This window comes from Pseudomonas sp. FG86 (genome assembly GCF_057808775.1).
Map to the genome: position 1 here is coordinate 14,968 of NZ_JBMDIS010000011.1, position 19,773 is coordinate 34,740.

A 19,773-nucleotide genomic window follows, 5' to 3' on the forward strand; every position below is an offset into this window, starting at 1 on the left:
GCGGTAACAGATTGAAAACAGGCACCAATCTATCGAAGTCTGGCTTGTCTCCCGGTTGCGGGAGTGGGCTGTTTGCCCTGAAAGCCAGGTAAGAATAGTCGCTTGTAACAAAATGAGTAATCCCGCTTCGTGACAAGGACTGTTACTGAATCAGCAACAGTACCTTCGCGGTGCCCGTCCTGCCGCCAAGCCGCCCATCCATTCCCCTGATAACCCGCCATCCACCCAATCCATGGCCCCGCCCAAACCCCGGCCAGAGCGCCCATTCATCCTTTCGAGCGACAACACGAATACCTCCTTGGTGCGCTTATCGCTCCCGTTGGGCGGCAGTAGGGTGAGGCCTTCTGTCACTCACCGGGGAAGACGCATGACAAAAACAACAATGCGCGCCATCTTCACGCCACAGGCGCTGGCTGCAGCGGTTGCACTGGGCTGCTGCGCCCAGGCACAGGCTGTTTCGTTCAATATTGGCGAGATCGAAGGGCAATTCGATTCCTCACTGTCGGTTGGCGCCAGCTGGGGCATGCGCGATGCCGACAAGAAGCTGGTGGGCGTGGCCAACGGCGGTACCGGCCAGGCGTCGACCGGGGATGACGGACGGTTGAACTTCAAGAAGGGCGAGACCTTCTCGAAAATCTTCAAGGGCATTCATGACCTGGAGCTCAAGTACGGCGACAGCGGTGTGTTCGTGCGCGGCAAGTACTGGTACGACTTCGAGCTGCAGGATGAAGACCGTGAGTTCAAGCAGATCAGTAACCACCATCGCGACGAAGGCGCACGTTCTTCCGGCTACGAGCTGCTGGACGCGTTCGTCTATCACAACTATTCCATCGGCGACCTGCCGGGCAACGTGCGCGTGGGCAAGCAGGTGGTCAGCTGGGGTGAGAGCACCTTTATCGGCAACTCCATCAACAGCATCAACCCCATCGACGTCTCGGCCTTCCGCCGCCCCGGTGCGGAGATCAAGGAAGGGCTGATCCCGGTGAACATGCTGTTCGCCTCCCAAAGCCTGACCAACCAATTGACGGTGGAAGGTTTCTACCAGTTGAACTGGGAAAACACCGTGGTGGATAACTGCGGCACCTTCTTTGGTAACGATGTGGTGGCCCACGGCTGCAACAACAACTACACCGTCGGCAGCGCGGCGGCGGCGGGCTTCCAGCCGCTGGCCAATGCGTTCGGGCAAGGCTACCAGGTGACGCAGGAAGGCATCGTGGTGCAACGCGGCAAGGACCGCGATGCCCGGGACAGCGGCCAATGGGGCGCAGCATTGCGTTGGCTGGGGGACGACACCGAGTACGCGGTGTACTTCATGAACTACCACAGCCGTACGCCGACCGTCGGCACCACCAGCGCAGGGCAGGGCACGCTTACTGCTTTGGGCGGCATGCTACCTCTGGTGCCGGGCGCGCTGCGTCCTTCGCTGGCTTCAAGCGTGATGCTCGGCCGTGGCCAGCACTACCTCGAATACCCGGAAGACATTCGGCTCTACGGCGCCAGCTTCTCGACCACCTTGCCCACCGGCACCGCCTGGAGTGGTGAGATCAGCTACCGGCCGAATGCACCGGTGCAGTTGAACACCACCGACCTGACCCTGGCCCTGGTCAACCCGGCCGCTCCCGGCACCTCGGTGATCAGTTCCTCGGCGGGTGCAGACAACACCGGTTACCGCCGCAAGCAAGTCACCCAGGCGCAAACTACATTGACGCAGTTCTTCGACCAAGTGATGGGCGCCGATCGCCTGACGCTGGTGGGCGAAGCCGGCGTCACCTACGTGGCGGGCCTGGAAGCCAAGAGCAAGCTGCGTTATGGCCGTGACTCGGTCTACGGCGTCTACGGCTACCAGGGCGATCATGATGGCTTTGTCACCGCGACCTCATGGGGCTACCGCGCCCGCGCGATCCTCGACTACAGCAACGTGTTCGCCGGGGTCAACCTCAAGCCCAACCTGTCGTGGTCCCATGACGTCAAGGGTTATGGCCCCAACGGCTTGTTCAACGAAGGGGCCAAGGCGGTCAGCATTGGGGTCGATGCCGACTACCGCAACACCTACACCGCCAGCCTGAGCTACACCGACTTTTTCGGTGGGCACTACAACACCCTGACCGACCGCGACTTCCTCGCCCTCAGCGTCGGCGCGAACTTCTGATCACGGTTTGATAAGGACGACTTTATGCGCAAGATGATTCTGCAATGTGGCGTATTGGCCCTCAGCCTGCTGGCCGCCAACGTGATGGCCGCGGTATCGCCCGAGGAAGCCGCCAAGCTCGGCACCACGCTTACCCCCGTCGGCGCGGAAAAAGCCGGTAATGCCGACGGCTCGATCCCGGCCTGGACCGGCGGTATCCCGAAAAACGCCGGTGCCGTGGACAGCAAAGGCTTCCTCGCCGACCCGTTCGCCAACGAAAAACCGCTGTTCGTGATCACCGCCGCGACGGTGGACAAGTACAAGGACAAACTCTCCGATGGCCAGGTGGCGATGTTCAAGCGCTACCCCGAGACTTACAAGATCCCGGTGTACCCCAGCCACCGCACGGTGAACCTGCCGCCGGACATCTACGAGTCGATCAAGCGCAGCGCGCTGAACGTGCATGCGATCAACGACGGCAACGGCCTGGAAAACTTCACCGGTAACCGTTACTACGCCTTCCCGATTCCGAAGAATGGCGTGGAGGTGCTGTGGAACCACATCACCCGTTACCACGGCGGTAACCTGCGGCGCATCATCACCCAGGCCACCCCGCAGACCAACGGCAGCTACACGCCAATCCGCTTCGAGGAAGAAGTGGCGGTGCCCCAGGCGATCCCGGATATCGACGCGGCCAAGGCGGCCAACGTACTGAGTTTCTTCAAGCAATCGGTGACGGCGCCGGCGCGGTTGGCGGGCAACGTGCTGCTGGTGCACGAGACCCTCGACCAAGTGAAGGAGCCGCGCCTGGCCTGGATCTACAACGCCGGCCAACGCCGTGTGCGGCGTGCGCCGCAAGTGTCCTATGACGGTCCGGGCACGGCGTCGGACGGCCTGCGCACCACCGACAACTTCGACATGTTCTCCGGCGCCCCCGACCGCTATGACTGGAAACTGGTGGGCAAGAAAGAGATGTATATCCCCTACAACAGCTACAAGCTCGATTCGCCGACCCTCAAGTACGACGACATCATCAAGGCCGGGCATATCAACCAGGACCTGACCCGCTATGAGCTGCACCGTGTGTGGGAAGTGGTCGGCACCGTCAAGCCGAGCGAGCGGCACATCTACGCCAAGCGCCACATGTACATCGACGAAGACAGCTGGCAGGTGGCGCTGGTGGATCACTACGACGGCCGTGGCCAGTTGTGGCGCGTCGCCGAGGGGCATGCGCAGTTCTACTACGACCATCAGGTGCCGGCGTACACCGTGGAAACCCTGTACGACATCATCGCCGGGCGCTACATCGCCCTGGGCATGAAGAACGAGGAGAAGAGCAGCTTCGTGTTCGGCTTCGCGGCGAAGGCGGCGGATTACACACCGGCGGCCTTGAGGTCTGAAGGCGTGCGCTGATGCCTGTTTGAAATGCAATCCCAATGTGGGAGGGGGCTTGCCCCCGATGGCGGTGTATCAGTCAGCTATCTGTAGCTGACACTCCGCTATCGGGGGCAAGCCCCCTCCCACATTGGGTTTTGTGCATGGCTATTAATCAGTGCGCTGAATACTTCTTCAACAACCGCCGCCCACAGGACTAGGGTAGGGATCAAGTTGCATAACAATAAAAACGCAGGATGCAGCAATGACCGCCATGACACGCTGCCTGGACCGTCCTGGATTCATGCCACGGCTGTCCGCCCACCATCTGTTGCGCCCACGCCTGGCCGAGCCGTTGCTGGCGGCGCAGGTTCGGGTCAAGTTGTTGTGTGCGCCGGGTGGCAGTGGCAAGAGCGCGCTGTTCGCCGAGTGCGCGTTGCAGGCGCCGGCGGGGTGCCAGGTTTACTGGATGGCGCTCAATGGTGTCGTGCTCAGCCCCATCGAACTCTGCCAGCGTCTGGCGCAAAACCTTGGCCTGGGGTTTACCGACGAAGCCACGCTACTGCTGGACCTCAGCCGCTGGCAAACGCCTGCGTGGCTGTTCCTGGATGATTTCTGCCGCCTGCCCGCACCCGAACTGGATGCCTTGCTCGACCGCCTGCTCAGCGCCAGTAGCCCGGCGCTGACCTGGTGGCTGGGCGCGCGGCGGCGTCCGGCGTGCAACTGGCCACGGTTGCTGCTCGATGATGAGCTGTTGGAATGCAACGGCGCCGAGTTGGGGTTCAACGCCGAGGAGATCCAGCAACTGCTCAGCCAGGCGCCCGGCCAGACGCTCGAGAACGTGCTGCACTTCAGCGCCGGCTGGTGCGCCGGGGTGCGTATCGCGCTGCTGGGCGACGGTCATCCCGACAAGACCTTGCTCGATTACCTGCAACACGAACTGTTCAGCACCTTGCCGGCGGAACTGGCCGAAGCCTGGCGCGTGCTGGCCCATCTGCCGCGCTTCAATGTGAGTTTGTGTGAGCACCTGTTCGGCTTTGGTGATGGCGCGCACTACCTGCGCGAATTGCAGGCCCTCGGCGCGTTTATCCAGCCCTGTGAAGATGCCACCGACTGGCTGCAGGTGTTTGCGCCGCTGGCGCGATTGCTGCGTGATGAGCCCTGGCCGGCCAAGCGCTCCTGGCACCGGCGCGCCTGTCAGTGGTTCAGCGCCCAGAGCGACTGGCAAGCTGCCTTCGAACAGGCGCTGTTGGCCGAAGAGTACGAAGTGGCGGTCAGCCTGTTGCAGCACTTCAGTTTCGAAGACCTGTTCCGCCAACAGAACGCCGTGCTGCTGTTGCGCCTGCATGAGCAGCATGGCGATGAACTGATGCTGTGTTCCGCGCAATTGGTGGGGCTGGTCACGGCGGCGTTGCTGTTTGCCGGGCGTTTCGACCAGGCGGCGTTATGCATCGATCAACTGGCGCGTTTCGCCCCGCAACCCACGGCGGCGGCGCAGCGGCACTTGCTGGCGCGCTGGCAGGCGCAATGGGGTTGGTTGTTGCACCTGGGGGGCGATGCCGAACGCTCCCGCGAGCATTTCCTCGAGGCGCTGCAAGCCTTGCCCGACAGTGCATGGACATCGCGCCTGATGTGCCTGTCGGGGTTGACCCAGCAAGCCTTGCTGCGTGGCGAGCTGGACGTGGCCCAGGCCCTGAATCGCGAAGCGTTGTGCCTGGCCCGCGCCCATGGCTCGTTGTTGCTGGAGGCGCTGTTGGAGTTGGATCACGCCCAGTTGCTGGAACAGCGCGGTGCACCGTACCGGGCGCAGAGCCTGTTGGAGAGCGTGCAGGCAATGTTGCTGCAGCAACACCTCAAGGCTGGGCCGTTGGTGGGGCGCATCGCGCTGCGCCGTGGGCACCTGGCGTTGCGCCAGGGGCAGGACGCGTTGGCGGCCGAGTGCTTCGAGACAGGCTTGACGATGTGCCTGCACAGCCAGGACAAGCGCGTGTTGTACGGCTTCCTCGGCCTGGCGCTGCTGGCGGCCAACCGCGGCGATTACGCCCAGGCCTTTATCCAGCTGCGCGAGGCTGAGCGCCTGATGCAACAACGCCAGGTACCGGACACGGTGTATCGCGCGGTGTTGCTATTGGTCAGCGGGCATTTCTGGTTGCAGCAGGGCCGCGCCGAGTTGACGGCGCAAGCGGTGCGCCGGGTGCTGCGCCACTTCCGCGGGCCGAATGCCAAGCAGGCACCGCCGGCCACCCTGGAATTGATCCCGCGCCTGGAATACCTGTTGGTGCTGGCGGAAGTGAAACTGGGCGGTGCCGACCAACCGGTCGCGCGGCTCAATGCGTTGCTGGAGACCACCCGACAACGCGGCATGCTGTGCCTGGAAACCGAATTGCAGCTGGTGTTGGGGGAGGTGGCCTGGCAACTCGGTGACGGAGCGTTGGCCCGTCGCTCGTTGCAGGCGGGCCTGGAGCTGGCGGCGCGCTGCCAGGTGCAGCAGGCGATCCGTGAACTGCGTTTGCGTTCGCCCGGCCTGCTCAGTGAACTGGGCCTGGAGCCACAGGCATCTGCGACAAGCGCGACGGACAACCCCCTGAGCCAGCGCGAACTGGAAGTACTGCAACTGATCGCCCTGGGCAATTCCAACCTGGAAATTGCCGATCGGCTGTTTATCTCCCTGCATACCGTCAAGACCCACGCGCGGCGTATCCACAGCAAGCTGGGGGTGGAGCGGCGCACCCAGGCGGTGGCCAAGGCCAAGACGTTGGGCTTGATGGCCTAGGCGCAGAACGCCTGGCGATATTCCCCGGGTGTCGCGCCCAGGGCCTGGCGAAAGCGGTGGGTGAAGTGGCTGGCGCTGGAGAACCCGCACGCCAAGGCAATTTCGCCCAGGGGCAGGCTGGCGCCGCGCAACAGGGTTTGCGCACGGGCCAGGCGGCGCGCCAGCAGGTATTGATGGGGCGGCAAGCCGAAGCTTTGGCGAAACATCCGCGCGAAGTGATATTCCGACAGGGCGCACATCCCGGCCAATTGGCCGAGACTGATCGGGTCTTCCAGGTGATGCTCGATGTACTCCACCAGGCGTCGGCGCAGGTGGGCCGCCAAGCCGCCCTTCAAGTGCAGCCCATCGCGCACGCCGACCTGGCTGAGCAGGGTGTGGCTGAGCATTTCATGGGCCAGGCTGCTGGTCAGCAGGCGCTCGGCAGGCTCTTGCCAGTTGAGGGCGATCAACTGGTGAAAGCGCCGGGCCTGGCTGGGGTCTTCGAGAAAGGTGCTTTCCCGCAATTGCAATGTGCGCGGTTCGCGGTCAAGCAGGGTGACGCAGCCGAGGGCAAATTGCTCCGGGCTGAAGTACACATGGGCCAGGCGAATTTCACCATTGATCACCCAGGCCGACTGGTGCTCAGCCGGCAGGATGCACAACTTGTCCGGCCCACCCTTGGTGCCCGGCTGCTCGCGGCGAAAGGTGCCAGTGCCGCCGCCGATGTAGCAGGACAGTGTGTGATGACTGGGCGCCTGGTAGTCCTGGGCGTCGTGATGGTTGCTCCACAGGGCCGCAGACACGCCGTCACCCAGCTCGGCGCAGGCTTCGAGGCGTGCGTTGGGCGAGCGGTTGAGGGCTTGAAAGACGTGCAGGGATTCCAGTGCTGGCATGGTGTGTACTCTCCGACGCCTTGCATCCTACTCCGCCGGGCTGGCGCTGTGATCACTCGGGCCGACAAAAGCGCAAGATTGTGCAAGTGCCCGTGCGTGGTTGAAGGTGACACTGTGGCTCAACCACCGGAGCCCGCCATGAACCTTTTCCTGTATTTACTCACCGTGCTGATCTGGGGTACCACCTGGATCGCCCTCAAGTGGCAATTGGGCGTTGTCGCGATCCCCGTGTCGATCGTCTATCGCTTCGGCCTGGCGGCGCTGGTGCTGTTTGCCCTGTTGCTGCTCAGCCGTAAGTTGCAGGTGATGAACCGGCGCGGGCACCTGATCTGCCTGGCCCAGGGACTGTGCCTTTTTTGCGTCAACTTCATGTGTTTCCTGACCGCCAGCCAATGGATCCCCAGCGGGTTGGTGGCGGTGGTGTTTTCCACGGCTACGCTGTGGAACGCCCTGAATGCCCGGGTGTTCTTTGGCCAGCGCGTGGCGCGCAATGTCTTGATGGGCGGTGCCCTTGGCTTGCTGGGGCTGGGTCTGTTGTTCTGGCCGGAATTGGTGGGGCATACCGCCAGCCCACAGACGTTGCTTGGCCTGGGCCTGGCGCTGCTCGGCACGATGTGTTTCTCGGCCGGCAATATGCTGTCGAGCCTGCAACAGAAGGCCGGGCTCAGGCCGTTGACCACCAATGCCTGGGGCATGTTGTATGGTTCTTTGATGCTGGCGACCTACTGCCTGGTGCGCGGCATTCCGTTCGAAATGGACTGGAGTGCGCGGTATATCGGCGCGTTGTGGTACCTGGTGATCCCAGGGTCGGTGATCGGCTTTACCGCCTATCTCACCTTGGTGGGGCGCATGGGGCCGGAGCGTGCGGCGTATTGCACGGTGTTGTTCCCGGTGGTGGCGCTGAATGTGTCGGCCTTTGCCGAGGGGTATCAGTGGACCTTGCCGGCGTTGGCGGGGTTGGTGCTGGTGATGCTGGGGAATGTGCTGGTGTTCCGTAAGCCCAGGCCTATGAGCCCTGCCCTCAAGGCGAACGCCGTCTAACAATGTAGGCGGTCCCGCTAACGTGGCGAGCGGGCTTGCCCGAATGCCAGTCAGTGAAGGCTTTTTTTGTAGGAGCGAGCTTGCTCGCGAAGAACTCACAGGCGCCGCGTTCATTCAGGAAGCACGCATTATCGTTGACGTTTTTCGCGAGCAAGCTCGCTCCTACAAAAGGCGATGCACGCTTAACTGACTGGCATTGTGGCAAGCCCGCTCGCCACAGCAGCTTGCTTGCCACACAGTTCGGTCGTTTGATAAAGATTTTAATCCTTATTAATCAATAGGTTATTTTGCATTTGATAAACGTTGACCTGGCTATTTTATTCCAAGGCGCTTGGCCATTCGCCCGAGGTTGGCGCGGTCCAGCCCCAGTTCACGGGCGGCGCTGGCCCAATTGTGCTGGTGGCGTTCCAGGCAGGCGTTGATGACTTGACGCTGGTAGTGCTCGGTGGCCTGGCGCAGGTCGCCGCTGACGAGGGGGGCGGCATCGGCTGGCGCTTCGACCTGGGGCGCGCTGACGCCTGGCAAGTCCAGGTCCTGGGCGCTCAGGCTCAAAATCTTCGGACGCTCGCGACAGTTACCCAGGGCCTTCAGCGCGCTGCGCCCGATCAAGTGTTCCAGCTCCCGGACATTGCCCGGCCAGTTATAAGCCAGCAACGCCGCCTGGGCGTCGCTGGTCAGGCGCAAGCTGCCCAGGCCCATGCGTGAGCGGTTCTGCTCCAGGAAGAAGCCGGCCAGCAGTAACACATCACGCCCGCGCTCGCGCAGGGCAGGCACTTGCAGTGGGTACACACTCAGGCGGTGGTAGAAATCGGCGCGGTAGCGGCCGTTGCGGACCTCTTCGGCCAGGTCGCGGTTGGTGGCGGCGATCAGGCGCACATCCACTTGATGTTCCTTGTCCGAGCCCAGCCGCTGCAACTGGCCGCTTTGCAGCACGCGCAGCAACTTGGCCTGCACGCTCAGCGATAACTCGCCGACTTCATCCAGGAACAAGGTGCCGCCGTTGGCCAGTTCGAACTTGCCCCGGCGCTCGTTCAATGCGCCGGTAAAGGCGCCGCGCACATGGCCGAACAGCTCGCTCTCCACCAGGGTTTCCGGCAGTGCTGCGCAGTTGAGGCTGATCAGTGGTTTGTCGGCGCGGGACGATGCCGCGTGGATCGCCTGGGCCACCAGCTCCTTGCCGACCCCGGTTTCGCCGGTGATCAGCACCGTCAGGTCACTGCCGCCCACCAGGTTGATCTCTTCCACCAGGCGCTTGTGGGTCTTGCTCTGACCGATCATTTCCTTGTGCTGCTGGCCGCTGGCCTGGCGGTAGATTTCGGCGCGCTGTTGTTCGTCTTCCACGCGCAAGGCCAGGCGTTCGATGCGCTCGGCGACGTTGACCGTGGCGGCGGCGAGGCTGGCAAAGGCTTGCAGGGCGTCGAGCTCGACCCGCTCGAAGCGCTCCGTGTCGAGGGCGTCCAGGGTCAGCAGGCCCCAAGGGCGATCATCGACAAACAGCGGGCAGCCCATGCAGTCGTGAACTTCGAGGTGCCCGTGCAGGCCGTCCACCAGGCCATCGTAGGGGTCGGGCAATTCGCTGTCGCTGTCGAAACGCGTCGGGCCGGGGCTGCCGAGCAGCACGGCGAAACGCGGGTGTTCGCTGACCTTGAAACGTCGGCCCAGGGTATCGGCGCTCAAGCCGTCTACCGCCAGCGGTACCAGCGACTCACCGTCCAGGCGCAACAGCGCGGCGGCGTCGCAGGGCAGCAAGGCGCGCATGGCTTGCAACAGGCGACGGTAACGCTCGCCTTCGGGGAGTTCGCGGGACAGGTCGGCGACGAGGGGGAGCAGGGTGGTGAGCAGCGATTGCGCAGTCATAATGACTCCTTGTAGTCCTTATGACTATAAGGTGTAGGAGGTCATACTGACTACGCGTAATTTAAGCTATTGAATTTAAACGTTTTATTAGTTGGCACGAATACTGAGTACTCCATGGCAATCAGTAAAGAAGCCCAGGAGGCTCCATGCTTAGTGCCCAAGACCGTGCCATCGTCAAATCTACCGTGCCCTTGCTGGAAAGCGGCGGCGAAGCGCTGATCACCCATTTTTACCGCATGATGCTCTCCGAGTACCCGCAGGTTCGCCCGCTGTTCAACCAGGCCCACCAGGCCAGCGGCGACCAGCCTCGCGCTCTGGCCAACGGCGTATTGATGTACGCGCGGCATATCGACCAGTTGGATCAGTTGGGCGACCTGGTTGCCAAGATCATCAACAAGCACGTGGCTTTGCAGATCCTGCCGGAACACTACCCGATTGTTGGCGCGTGCCTGCTGCGTGCCATTTCCGAAGTACTGGGCAGCGAAATTGCCACCCCTGAGGTCATGAGTGCCTGGGGCGCTGCGTACGGCCAGTTGGCGGATATCCTGATTGGCGCCGAAGCGGCCATTTACGAAGAGAAAGCCCAGGCGCCGGGCGGCTGGCGCGGTGCGCGGCCGTTCAAGCTGGTCAAGCGCGTGGACGAGAGCGCCGAGATCACGTCGTTCTATTTTGCCCCGCTGGACAACGCCCCGATTCTCGCGGCCGCGCCAGGCCAATACATCGGCATGACGTTACACCTGGATGGCGAGGAAGTGCGCCGCAATTACTCCCTGTCGGCCTTGAGCGATGCCGGCCAGTACCGTATCAGCGTCAAGCGCGAAGCCGGTGGCCGGGTGTCCAACTACCTGCACGACCAGTTGCAGGTGGGGGCGACCCTTGACCTGTTCCCGCCATCCGGTGAGTTCACCCTGGCCGCCAGCGATAAACCACTGGTGCTTATCAGTGGCGGGGTGGGCATCACGCCAACGCTGCCCATGCTCGAGGCCGCCCTGGCCACCGAGCGCCCGGTGCACTTTATCCACTGCGCGCGTAACGGCGGGGTGCATGCGTTTCGGGAGTGGGTGGACGCCTTGGCGGTCAAGCACCCGCAGCTCAAGCGCTTCTATTGCTATGACGAGGATGATGGCGTGAGCCCGGCGGCGGACAAGGTCGGCCTGCTCAGCCAGGAGCAACTGGCGGCGTGGTTGCCCGAGCAGCGCGACCTGGATGCCTACTTCCTCGGCCCTAAAGGCTTCATGGCGGCGATCAAGCGCCACCTCAAGGCATTGGGTGTGCCTGAGCAACAAAGCCGCTATGAATTCTTCGGCCCGGCGGCGGCCCTGGAATAACATCTCCAGCGCAACACTGCTCAAGATGTAGGAGGGGGCTTGCCCCCGATAGCGGTGGATCAGTCAGCTTATCGGTGGCTGGCACACCGCCATCGGGGGTAAGCCCCCTCCCACATTCAGTTCTCCATTCCTCCCGATTAATCCCCCGTTAACCCCTCTCTGTTTAAACCACTCTCTGTGTGTAAACTTGCGGCCATCAGGCCAACCACAATCAGGCAAAGGGATACGGAGATGAGTGACGAAATGCGTTTGGGCAGGGAGCGGCGCTTTCTGGTGTTGCTGGGCATCATCTGCCTGGCGCTGATCGGCGGCGCGTTATACATGCAAGTGGTGTTGGGCGAGGCGCCTTGCCCGCTGTGTATCCTGCAACGCTACGCCTTGCTGTTGATTGCGATTTTTGCGTTTATCGGCGCGGCGATGCGCACCAAGGGCGCGATCACGCTGTTTGAAGGCCTGGTGGTACTCAGCGCCCTCGGTGGGGTGGCGGCGGCTGGCCATCATGTGTACACCCAATTTTTCCCGCAAGTCAGCTGTGGCGTCGATGTGCTGCAACCGATCGTCGACGACCTGCCCCTGGCCAAGGTCTTCCCCCTGGGCTTCCAGGTCGACGGCTTCTGCAGCACGCCTTACCCGCCGATCCTTGGCCTGTCCCTGGCGCAATGGGCGCTGGTGGCGTTCGTGCTGACGGTAATCCTGGTGCCCCTGGGCATATACCGGAACCGCAAGCGCGCAGCCTGAGCCTATCGACCAAAACGCCCCGGTCCTTTTGAAAGAAGGCCGGGGCGTTTTTGTGTGTAGGGATTTGTGAAAGGACAGTGACGCCGGACAATTTTGACGGCGGGCAGCGTGCGACATGTTGTCACACAGAAGCTGTCGCAGGACATTTCTGACGCGTTGAACCGTCGCATAAATTTGCGCCAGGCGGTCAATTTATGCTGTCAGTTCGTCGTCTGGGCGACCCCGCGAATGTCGCGCCGTCCAAGCCTTTGAGGGCTCTGTGAATGCCTTGTTTTATGGGGACTTGGATGCGATTTGCAGGCCTTTGTGGAGGCGGCGGGGTGTGGCGCTTTGCCCAATAACACGGCAATTTTTGTGGTTTTTGTTGAGAATCTAACGCGATAAGATCGCGAACCTTTGCGATATTGGTGAAGGATTGTTGCTGGAATCAATAAAAATTATTTCTTTATAAGACATGGTTTATACATCGCTAGCTAACTACAATCGCCCGCACTGAATGTCCGGTGCTGTTCAAACTTTGAGCATTGGAGCGGTCGAGGGGCAGATGGATGGCTCTGTGCGACCCCAGGTTCCGGCAGCCTTTCAACTATCCGCACCAAATGGAATTGGTCTGTAACAAGGCCTTTAACCACGAAATCGAATAAGAACTCACCGCAGGTCCGTGACACGTCCGATTAGGGCGCGCGGGCAGGCTCTTATTCAATCGAAGAGAAATGCCAACCCTTGGCAGGGTGAAGTGTTGGCGATCAAAACCCAACTGCATTGCGCAAGCTGCTTTAGAGGTCGTGAGATGAGTAAAAACAGGTACCCCCGATTACTAGGCTTTTTGCCGCTGCTTGGCATGATGTTAATGCTGGGAGGCTGCAAGTGGACCTTGCTCGACCCAAAAGGACAGGTCGGTCTGGATGAACGAAACCTGATCATCACCGCCACCCTGCTGATGCTGCTGGTCGTGGTCCCCGTGATCATCATGACCTTCGCCTTCGCCTGGAAATACCGCGCGTCGAACACCAGCGCCACCTACGCGCCGAAGTGGTCGCACTCCACCAAGATCGAAATCGCGGTGTGGTTGGTCCCGATCCTCATCATCATTGCCCTGGGTTATGTGACCTACAAGTCCACCCATGCGCTGGACCCATACCGTCCGCTGGAATCGGACGCCAAGCCGATCAATATCGAAGTGGTCGCGCTGGATTGGAAGTGGCTGTTCATCTACCCGGACCTGGGTATCGCCACCGTCAACCAGATCCGGTTCCCGGAGCACACCCCGCTGAACTTCAAGATCACCTCCGACGCCGTGATGAACTCGTTCTTCATCCCAGCCCTGGGCGGCCAGATCTACGCGATGGCAGGTATGCAGACCAAGCTGCACCTGATCGCCAACCAGAAAGCTGAAATGGAAGGCATCTCCGCCAACTACAGCGGCGCTGGCTTCACCGGCATGAAATTCAAAGCGATCTCGACGAGCCAGGAAGATTTCGACGCCTGGGTAGCCGAAGTCAAGGCCGCACCTAAACAGCTTGATCAAGCTGAATACGAAGCCCTTGCCAAACCAAGCCAGAACAACCCTGTCGCGCTGTACTCCGCTTACACGCCTGACCTGTTTCAGAAGATCGTCGACAAGTACGAAGGCATGAAACCAGGCAAGCCGGTCAAGCACGAGAAGAAAGAAGTGGCTGCGGTTGAAGGTTCTGACACGGGCTCGCATTCAACTGCTGGGGCAGAGGAGTAAACGATGTTTGGTAAATTAAGTTGGGATGCGGTCCCGTTCCACGAGCCGATTGTGATGATTACCATCGCCATGATCGCGCTGGGTGGTCTGGCACTGTTTGCAGCAATCACTTATTTCAAGAAGTGGACCTACCTGTGGACCGAGTGGCTGACGTCGGTCGACCACAAGAAAATCGGCGTGATGTACATCATCGTTGCCATGGTCATGCTGCTGCGTGGTTTTGCCGACGCCATCATGATGCGTACCCAGTTGGCCATGGCCACCGAGGGTTCGCCTGGCTACCTGCCACCTGAACACTATGACCAGATCTTCACCGCTCACGGTGTGATCATGATCATCTTCATGGCGATGCCATTCTTCACCGGCCTGATGAACCTTGCAGTGCCGCTGCAGATCGGCGCGCGTGACGTTGCCTACCCGTTCCTGAACTCCCTGAGCTTCTGGCTGCTGGTTTCCGGCGTGGTGCTGATCAACGTTTCCCTGGGCGTCGGCGAATTCGCCAAGACCGGTTGGGTTGCGTATCCGCCATTGTCGGGCATTCAGTACAGTCCGGGCGTGGGTGTGGACTACTACATCTGGGCGCTACAGTTATCAGGACTGGGGACGACGCTGACGGGGGTCAACTTCCTGGCCACCGTCCTGAAAATGCGCGCCCCTGGCATGAAACTGATGGACATGCCGATCTTCACCTGGACCTGCACCTGGGCAAACGTACTGATCGTGGCTTCGTTCCCGATCCTGGCCGCTACCATGGCGCTGCTGTCGCTTGACCGTTACCTGGATTTCCACATTTTCACCAATGAACTTGGTGGCAATCCAATGATGTACGTGAACCTGTTCTGGGCATGGGGTCACCCTGAGGTGTACATCCTGATCCTGCCAGCGTTCGGTATCTTCTCCGAAGTGATCTCGACCTTTACCGGCAAGCGCCTGTTCGGTCACCACTCGATGGTCTACGCCTCTGGCGCGATCTCGGTACTGGGCTTCATGGTGTGGCTGCACCACTTCTTCACCATGGGTTCGGGGGCCAGCGTCAACGCCTTCTTCGGCCTGGCGACGATGCTGATTTCCATCCCGACGGGGGTGAAGCTATTCAACTGGCTGTTCACCATCTACCACGGCCGTCTGCGTATCACCAGCCAGGTTCTGTGGACCCTGGGCTTCATGGTGACCTTCGCCATCGGCGGCATGACCGGCGTACTGCTGGCCATCCCGGGTGCTGACTTCGTGTTGCACAACAGCCTGTTCGTGATCGCGCACTTCCACAACGTGATCATCGGCGGTGCGGTATTCGGTTACATCGCTGGCTTCAGCTTCTACTTCCCGAAAGCGTTCGGCTTCAAGCTGCACGAAGGCTGGGGCAAGGCTGCATTCTGGTTCTGGATCTCGGGCTTCTTCGTCGCGTTCATGCCGCTCTATGCACTGGGCTTCATGGGCATGACCCGTCGTCTGAACGCCACCACCAACCCTGAGTGGGTGCCGTACCTGTACGTCGCCATGTTCGGTGCGCTGATGATCGCGGTCGGTATCGCCTGCCAGCTGATCCAGCTGTATGTCAGCGTGCGTGATCGCAAGCAGAACATGTGCGAGTCGGGCGATCCATGGAACGGCCACACCCTGGAATGGTCGACCTCGTCGCCACCACCGTTCTACAACTTCGCTGTGATTCCTACTGCGACCACCATCGATGCGTTCACCGAAGCCAAGGAAGACGGTACTGCGTACCAGCAACCTAAGCACTACGAACCGATCCACATGCCAAGCAACACCGCCACTGGCGTGGTGATGGGCGCGCTGTTGACCGTGTTCGGTTTCGCGATGATCTGGCACATCTGGTGGCTGGCAATCGTGAGCCTGGTGGGCACCATCGGCTACTTCATTGTCCACGCTGCACGTGATGATCAAGGCTACATGGTGCCGGTCGAAACGATCGAGCGCATCGAAGCCGAGCAGCACGCTCGTCTGGTCGCCGAGAAGAAAATCCCGGCCAACCGTGTCGAAACCTCGTTGGAACAGGCTTAAACCATGTCGAACTTAGTGACCAATGCTGGACACGCCCATGTCGATGACCATGGGCACGATGACCATCACCACGACTCGGGGCCAATGACCGTCTTCGGTTTCTGGCTCTACCTGATGACCGACTGCATCTTGTTTGCGTCGATCTTCGCGGTGTACGCGGTACTGGTAAACAACGTAGCGGGTGGCCCGTCGGGCCACGACATCTTCGAACTGCCTTACGTGCTCGGCGAAACCGCCTTGCTGTTGTTCAGTTCGATCACCTACGGCTTCGCCATGTTGGCCTTCTACAAGGGCAACAAGAAGGGCGTACTGAGCTGGTTGGCACTGACCTTCCTGTTCGGCCTGGGCTTCATCGGCATGGAGATCAACGAGTTCCACCTGCTGATCTCCGAAGGCTACGGCCCGCACCGCAGTGGTTTCCTGTCGGCGTTCTTCACGCTGGTAGGCACCCACGGCCTGCACGTTTCGGCTGGCCTGCTGTGGATGGCGGTGATGATGTATCAGGTCAATAAGCACGGCCTGACCAACACCAACAAGACTCGCCTGAGCTGCCTGAGCCTGTTCTGGCACTTCCTGGACGTAGTCTGGATCTGCGTATTCACCGTCGTCTACTTGATGGGGACTCTGTAATGGCTAATGCACACTCCCATGACAGCCATGATGCGAGCCACGGCAGCGTAAAGTCTTACGCTATCGGCTTCATCCTGTCGGTCATCCTGACCCTGATCCCGTTCGGCCTGGTGATGTACCCAACCCTGCCGAAGTCGATCACGTTGATGATCGTCCTGGCGTTCGCGGTCATTCAGGTCCTGGTTCACCTGGTGTACTTCCTGCACCTGGACCGCTCCGAGGCCCAGCGTGAGAACGTGATTGCGTTCGTGTTCGCAGGCCTGGTGATCGTTCTGCTGGTTGGTCTGTCGCTGTGGATCATGTTCAGCATCCACACCTACATGATGGCGAAGTGAGGTAAGACCCGATGTCGCTTAAGCACTTTATCCAAATCACCAAACCGGGGATCATTTTCGGTAACGTGCTTTCTGTGGCAGGCGGTTTCTTCCTGGCCTCCAAGGGACATGTCGATCTGGCCATCTTCCTGGCTGCAATGATCGGTACGTCCCTGGTGGTAGCTTCCGGTTGTGTGTTCAACAACTGCATCGACCGCGACATCGATATCAAGATGGAACGCACCAAGAATCGCGTGCTGGTCCAGGGGCTTATCTCCCTGAAACTGGCACTGATCTTCGCGACCGTCCTGGGTGTTGCCGGCGTGGTGTTGTTGTACAAGGTGGCCAACCCGCTGGCGGCGCTGTTTGCCGTGATCGGCTTCGTCATCTACGTTGGCCTCTACAGCCTGTACCTCAAGCGCAAGTCGGTTCACGGCACGCTGGTGGGCAGTCTGTCGGGGGCGATGCCGCCGGTGATTGGTTATGTAGCTGTGACCAATAGCTTCGACATGGCCGCGCTGGTGCTGCTGGTGATGTTCAGCCTGTGGCAGATGCCGCATTCCTATGCCATCGCGATCTTCCGTTTCAACGACTACCTGGCTGCGTCGATTCCGGTTCTTCCGGTCAAGCGCGGCATCCAGGTGGCCAAGAAACACATCCTGCTCTACATCCTGGCCTTCCTCGTGGCGACCTTGATGTTGACCTTCAGTGGCTACGCCGGCATGAGCTACCTCGCTGTCGCCGCCGCCATGGGCATGTACTGGTTGTACATGGCCTGGACCGGCTACAAGGCGGTGGACGACACCGTCTGGGCACGCAAGCTGTTCGTGTTCTCGATCTTCACCATCACCGCGCTCAGCGTGATGATGTCCCTGGATTTCCAGGTGCCGAGAGAGTTGTTGCTGACCTACGCGCCCTGAGTGGTTCCAAGCAGTGAACAAGCCCCGCCTTCGTGAGAAGCGCGGGGCTTTTTCTTGGGCGCGGGTTAAATCGGCTGGCGGCTTTCTCGTCATACCTCACTGTATGAGCCGTGCGAATCCATTACCCGCGTACAAGGAGTTGTCACCATGGTCAGCGTCAGTCGTCGCTCCCTTCTCGCCCTGGGCGCGGCCCTGCCCTTGTTGGGGCGCCTGGATTGGGCGGTTGCCAGCCCGCCGCCGGCCAAGGCGGACAAGGTGCGGCTCAACTACAACGAAAGCCCCTACGGCCCTTCAGGTGCTGCCCGCGAAGCGATGCGAGAGGCGATTGCCACTGCCGGACGCTATCCCTACGGCCACATGTACGGCCTGGCCGCGCTGTTCGCCCAGCAGCAGGGGATTGCCGAAGAACAGGTCGCGGTGTTCTCCGGCTCCATGGCGGCGCTACGCTATGCCGTCCTGGCGTTTACCGGTGAAACCCGCGGCCTGGTGATGGCTACGCCGTCCTACGAGGTGCCGCGCCAGGCGGCCGAGTCGCGCAACGCACCGGTGCGCGAGGTGGACCTCAATACCGAGCACGCCCACGACATCCCCGCCATGCTCGCCGCCGATCCCCGGGCCGGTATGCTCTACGTGTGTAATCCCAACAACCCGACCGGCACCATGACCCCGACCGACGCCATCCGCCAGGCGCTGGCGGACAAGCCCAAAGGCAGTGTGTTGGTGGTGGATGAGGCCTACATCGATTTCTCCGACGCCCCCAGCTGCGTGAGTTGGGTCAAGGAACACGACGACCTGCTGGTGTTGCGCACCTTCTCGAAAATCTACGGCATGGCCGGCGCCCGCGTTGGCCTGGCAATCGGTGCCCCGGCGCTGCTGGAGCGCCTCGCGGTGTTCGGCGGCGACAACGTACCGGCAGGCACCGGCTTGCTCGGCGCGCGCGCCAGCCTGGAAGACGTCAAGCTGTTGCCGCAACGCAAGGCGCTCAATGCTCAACTGCGTGAGGAGACCATTACCTGGCTCAAGGTCCGTGGGTTCACCTGCACGGCGTCCCAGAGCAACTGCTTCATGATCGATGTGAAGCAACCGGCCGAGCAGGTGATCGAGAAGCTGGCCGGGCAAGGTGTGCTGATTGGACGGGTATGGAAGAACTGGCCGCAGTGGGTGCGCGTCACGGTGGGGAGCAAGCGCGAGATGGCGCGGTTTCGTGAGGTGTTTGCGGCGCAGATGTCGTCTGTTTAAACAGGCGTACCCTCTTGGCTGACATTTGGGCAGTTCGTCAGAAAGCTGAATTTCGATTTGTAAAACTATAGGCAAGTTGCCTATAGTTTTCCCATGCGTTCTATTTTCTTCGAGACTTCATCGTTTACCGCCACCGTAGGTCATTACCTGACGGATGATGAATATCGATTGCTGCAAAACGAGATGCAGTGGAACCCTTTGGCTGGCGATGTGATGCCCCGTACAGGAGGGTTTCGCAAGCTACGGTGGTCAGATGGCAAGCGTGGTAAAGGAAAGCGTAGTGGCTTACGGGTTATTTACTACTGGCTCACCACTGATGGTCACTTTTGGATGTTTGCTATCTACAACAAAGACGAATTGGAAAATTTGACTGCCGATCAAGAGAAGGCACTTAAAAAGGCCATAGAGGCCGAACTGAAAAAACGAGGTACCCCATGAAAAAGCGCGATCTGTTTGCAGAGTTGATGCAGGGCGTTAGCGACATGACTGCTCACCGAGAAGGCAAAATCACTCTTCGGCAAAGCACCGTGGAGGACAAGCCCGTTCCTGAGGTGTCAGCCCAAGAGATCGTGGCACTGCGGGATAAATTGCATATGTCACAGTCGGTGTTTGCCCGGAGCATACGGACGAGCCCCGGCACGCTGAGAAACTGGGAACAGGACAAATCCAAACCCAATGCTCAGGCCGCACTCCTGATCAGGCTGGTTGAAAAGTTTCCGGATATGATGGATCGATTGGCGACCGTCTGAATCGTCGGCAACAAAAAGCCCCGCATTGGCAACGCCGTGCGGGGCTTTTTGGCTTC

General features: G+C 60.6%; 16 protein-coding genes. 14 read left to right on the forward strand and 2 right to left on the reverse strand.

The window, feature by feature from the left end:
• Positions 1 to 382 precede the first annotated feature (382 nt).
• From ACODSV_RS09980 to ACODSV_RS09990, 3 genes are all read left to right on the forward strand, one after another.
• The gene (locus ACODSV_RS09980) at positions 383 to 2,149 is read left to right on the forward strand and encodes a DUF1302 domain-containing protein (RefSeq protein WP_489045281.1); all 1,767 of its coding nucleotides are present in this window, start codon (positions 383 to 385) and stop codon (positions 2,147 to 2,149) included.
• A 24-nt stretch (positions 2,150 to 2,173) separates the two neighbouring features.
• The gene (locus ACODSV_RS09985) at positions 2,174 to 3,541 is read left to right on the forward strand and encodes a DUF1329 domain-containing protein (RefSeq protein ID WP_024077346.1); all 1,368 of its coding nucleotides are present in this window, start codon (positions 2,174 to 2,176) and stop codon (positions 3,539 to 3,541) included.
• A gap of 226 nt (positions 3,542 to 3,767) precedes the next feature.
• A complete protein-coding gene (locus ACODSV_RS09990; RefSeq protein ID WP_150056069.1) occupies positions 3,768 to 6,275 on the forward strand; it encodes a LuxR C-terminal-related transcriptional regulator in 2,508 nt (835 codons plus the stop codon).
• Here the strand turns inward: ACODSV_RS09990 and ACODSV_RS09995 are convergent.
• On the reverse strand, positions 6,272 to 7,147 hold the full coding sequence (locus ACODSV_RS09995) for a helix-turn-helix domain-containing protein (protein WP_024077344.1): 876 nt from the start codon (positions 7,145 to 7,147) through the stop codon (positions 6,272 to 6,274). The two genes, ACODSV_RS09990 and ACODSV_RS09995, sit on opposite strands and share 4 nt — an antisense overlap.
• 138 nt (positions 7,148 to 7,285) lie before the next feature.
• Here ACODSV_RS09995 and ACODSV_RS10000 point away from each other — a divergent pair, with 138 nt between their 5' ends.
• The gene (locus ACODSV_RS10000; RefSeq protein WP_150056068.1) at positions 7,286 to 8,188 is read left to right on the forward strand and encodes a DMT family transporter; all 903 of its coding nucleotides are present in this window, start codon (positions 7,286 to 7,288) and stop codon (positions 8,186 to 8,188) included.
• Between the two features lie 312 nt (positions 8,189 to 8,500).
• Here ACODSV_RS10000 and norR read toward each other — a convergent pair whose 3' ends face one another.
• Positions 8,501 to 10,045: a nitric oxide reductase transcriptional regulator NorR gene (gene norR, locus ACODSV_RS10005; RefSeq protein WP_024077342.1), complete on the reverse strand. Its 1,545-nt coding sequence runs from the start codon at positions 10,043 to 10,045 to the stop codon at positions 8,501 to 8,503.
• 146 nt (positions 10,046 to 10,191) lie between these two features.
• Between norR and hmpA the strand changes: the two genes are divergently transcribed.
• The 10 genes from hmpA (at position 10,192) to ACODSV_RS10055 (ending at position 19,717) form a co-directional block, all read left to right on the forward strand.
• Positions 10,192 to 11,373, forward strand: a complete 1,182-nt coding sequence (gene hmpA, locus ACODSV_RS10010) for an NO-inducible flavohemoprotein (RefSeq protein ID WP_102624124.1) — start codon at positions 10,192 to 10,194, stop codon at positions 11,371 to 11,373.
• A 231-nt stretch (positions 11,374 to 11,604) separates the two neighbouring features.
• Positions 11,605 to 12,111 (forward strand): disulfide bond formation protein B, encoded by a 507-nt coding sequence (locus ACODSV_RS10015; protein ID WP_024077340.1) that lies wholly within the window; start codon positions 11,605 to 11,607, stop codon positions 12,109 to 12,111.
• A 790-nt stretch (positions 12,112 to 12,901) separates the two neighbouring features.
• Positions 12,902 to 13,843, forward strand: coding sequence for a ubiquinol oxidase subunit II (cyoA, locus tag ACODSV_RS10020; protein ID WP_041161019.1), 942 nt, complete (start codon positions 12,902 to 12,904; stop codon positions 13,841 to 13,843).
• A 3-nt stretch (positions 13,844 to 13,846) separates the two neighbouring features.
• Positions 13,847 to 15,865, forward strand: coding sequence for a cytochrome o ubiquinol oxidase subunit I (gene cyoB / locus ACODSV_RS10025; RefSeq protein ID WP_024077338.1), 2,019 nt, complete (start codon positions 13,847 to 13,849; stop codon positions 15,863 to 15,865).
• 3 nt (positions 15,866 to 15,868) lie between these two features.
• Positions 15,869 to 16,495, forward strand: coding sequence for a cytochrome o ubiquinol oxidase subunit III (locus ACODSV_RS10030; protein WP_024077337.1), 627 nt, complete (start codon positions 15,869 to 15,871; stop codon positions 16,493 to 16,495).
• Positions 16,495 to 16,830, forward strand: a complete 336-nt coding sequence (cyoD, locus tag ACODSV_RS10035) for a cytochrome o ubiquinol oxidase subunit IV (RefSeq protein ID WP_003176003.1) — start codon at positions 16,495 to 16,497, stop codon at positions 16,828 to 16,830. Before ACODSV_RS10030 ends, cyoD begins: the two co-directional genes overlap by 1 nt.
• A gap of 11 nt (positions 16,831 to 16,841) precedes the next feature.
• The gene (gene cyoE / locus ACODSV_RS10040) at positions 16,842 to 17,729 is read left to right on the forward strand and encodes a heme o synthase (protein WP_024077336.1); all 888 of its coding nucleotides are present in this window, start codon (positions 16,842 to 16,844) and stop codon (positions 17,727 to 17,729) included.
• Between the two features lie 147 nt (positions 17,730 to 17,876).
• Entirely contained in the window at positions 17,877 to 18,968 is a 1,092-nt protein-coding gene (gene ptaA / locus ACODSV_RS10045) for a pyoverdine biosynthesis transaminase PtaA (protein WP_150055477.1), read from the forward strand.
• A 93-nt stretch (positions 18,969 to 19,061) separates the two neighbouring features.
• A complete protein-coding gene (locus ACODSV_RS10050) occupies positions 19,062 to 19,406 on the forward strand; it encodes a toxin HigB-2 (protein ID WP_024077334.1) in 345 nt (114 codons plus the stop codon).
• Positions 19,403 to 19,717: a helix-turn-helix domain-containing protein gene (locus tag ACODSV_RS10055; RefSeq protein ID WP_150055478.1), complete on the forward strand. Its 315-nt coding sequence runs from the start codon at positions 19,403 to 19,405 to the stop codon at positions 19,715 to 19,717. Before ACODSV_RS10050 ends, ACODSV_RS10055 begins: the two co-directional genes overlap by 4 nt.
• The last annotated feature ends 56 nt before the right edge of the window (positions 19,718 to 19,773 follow it).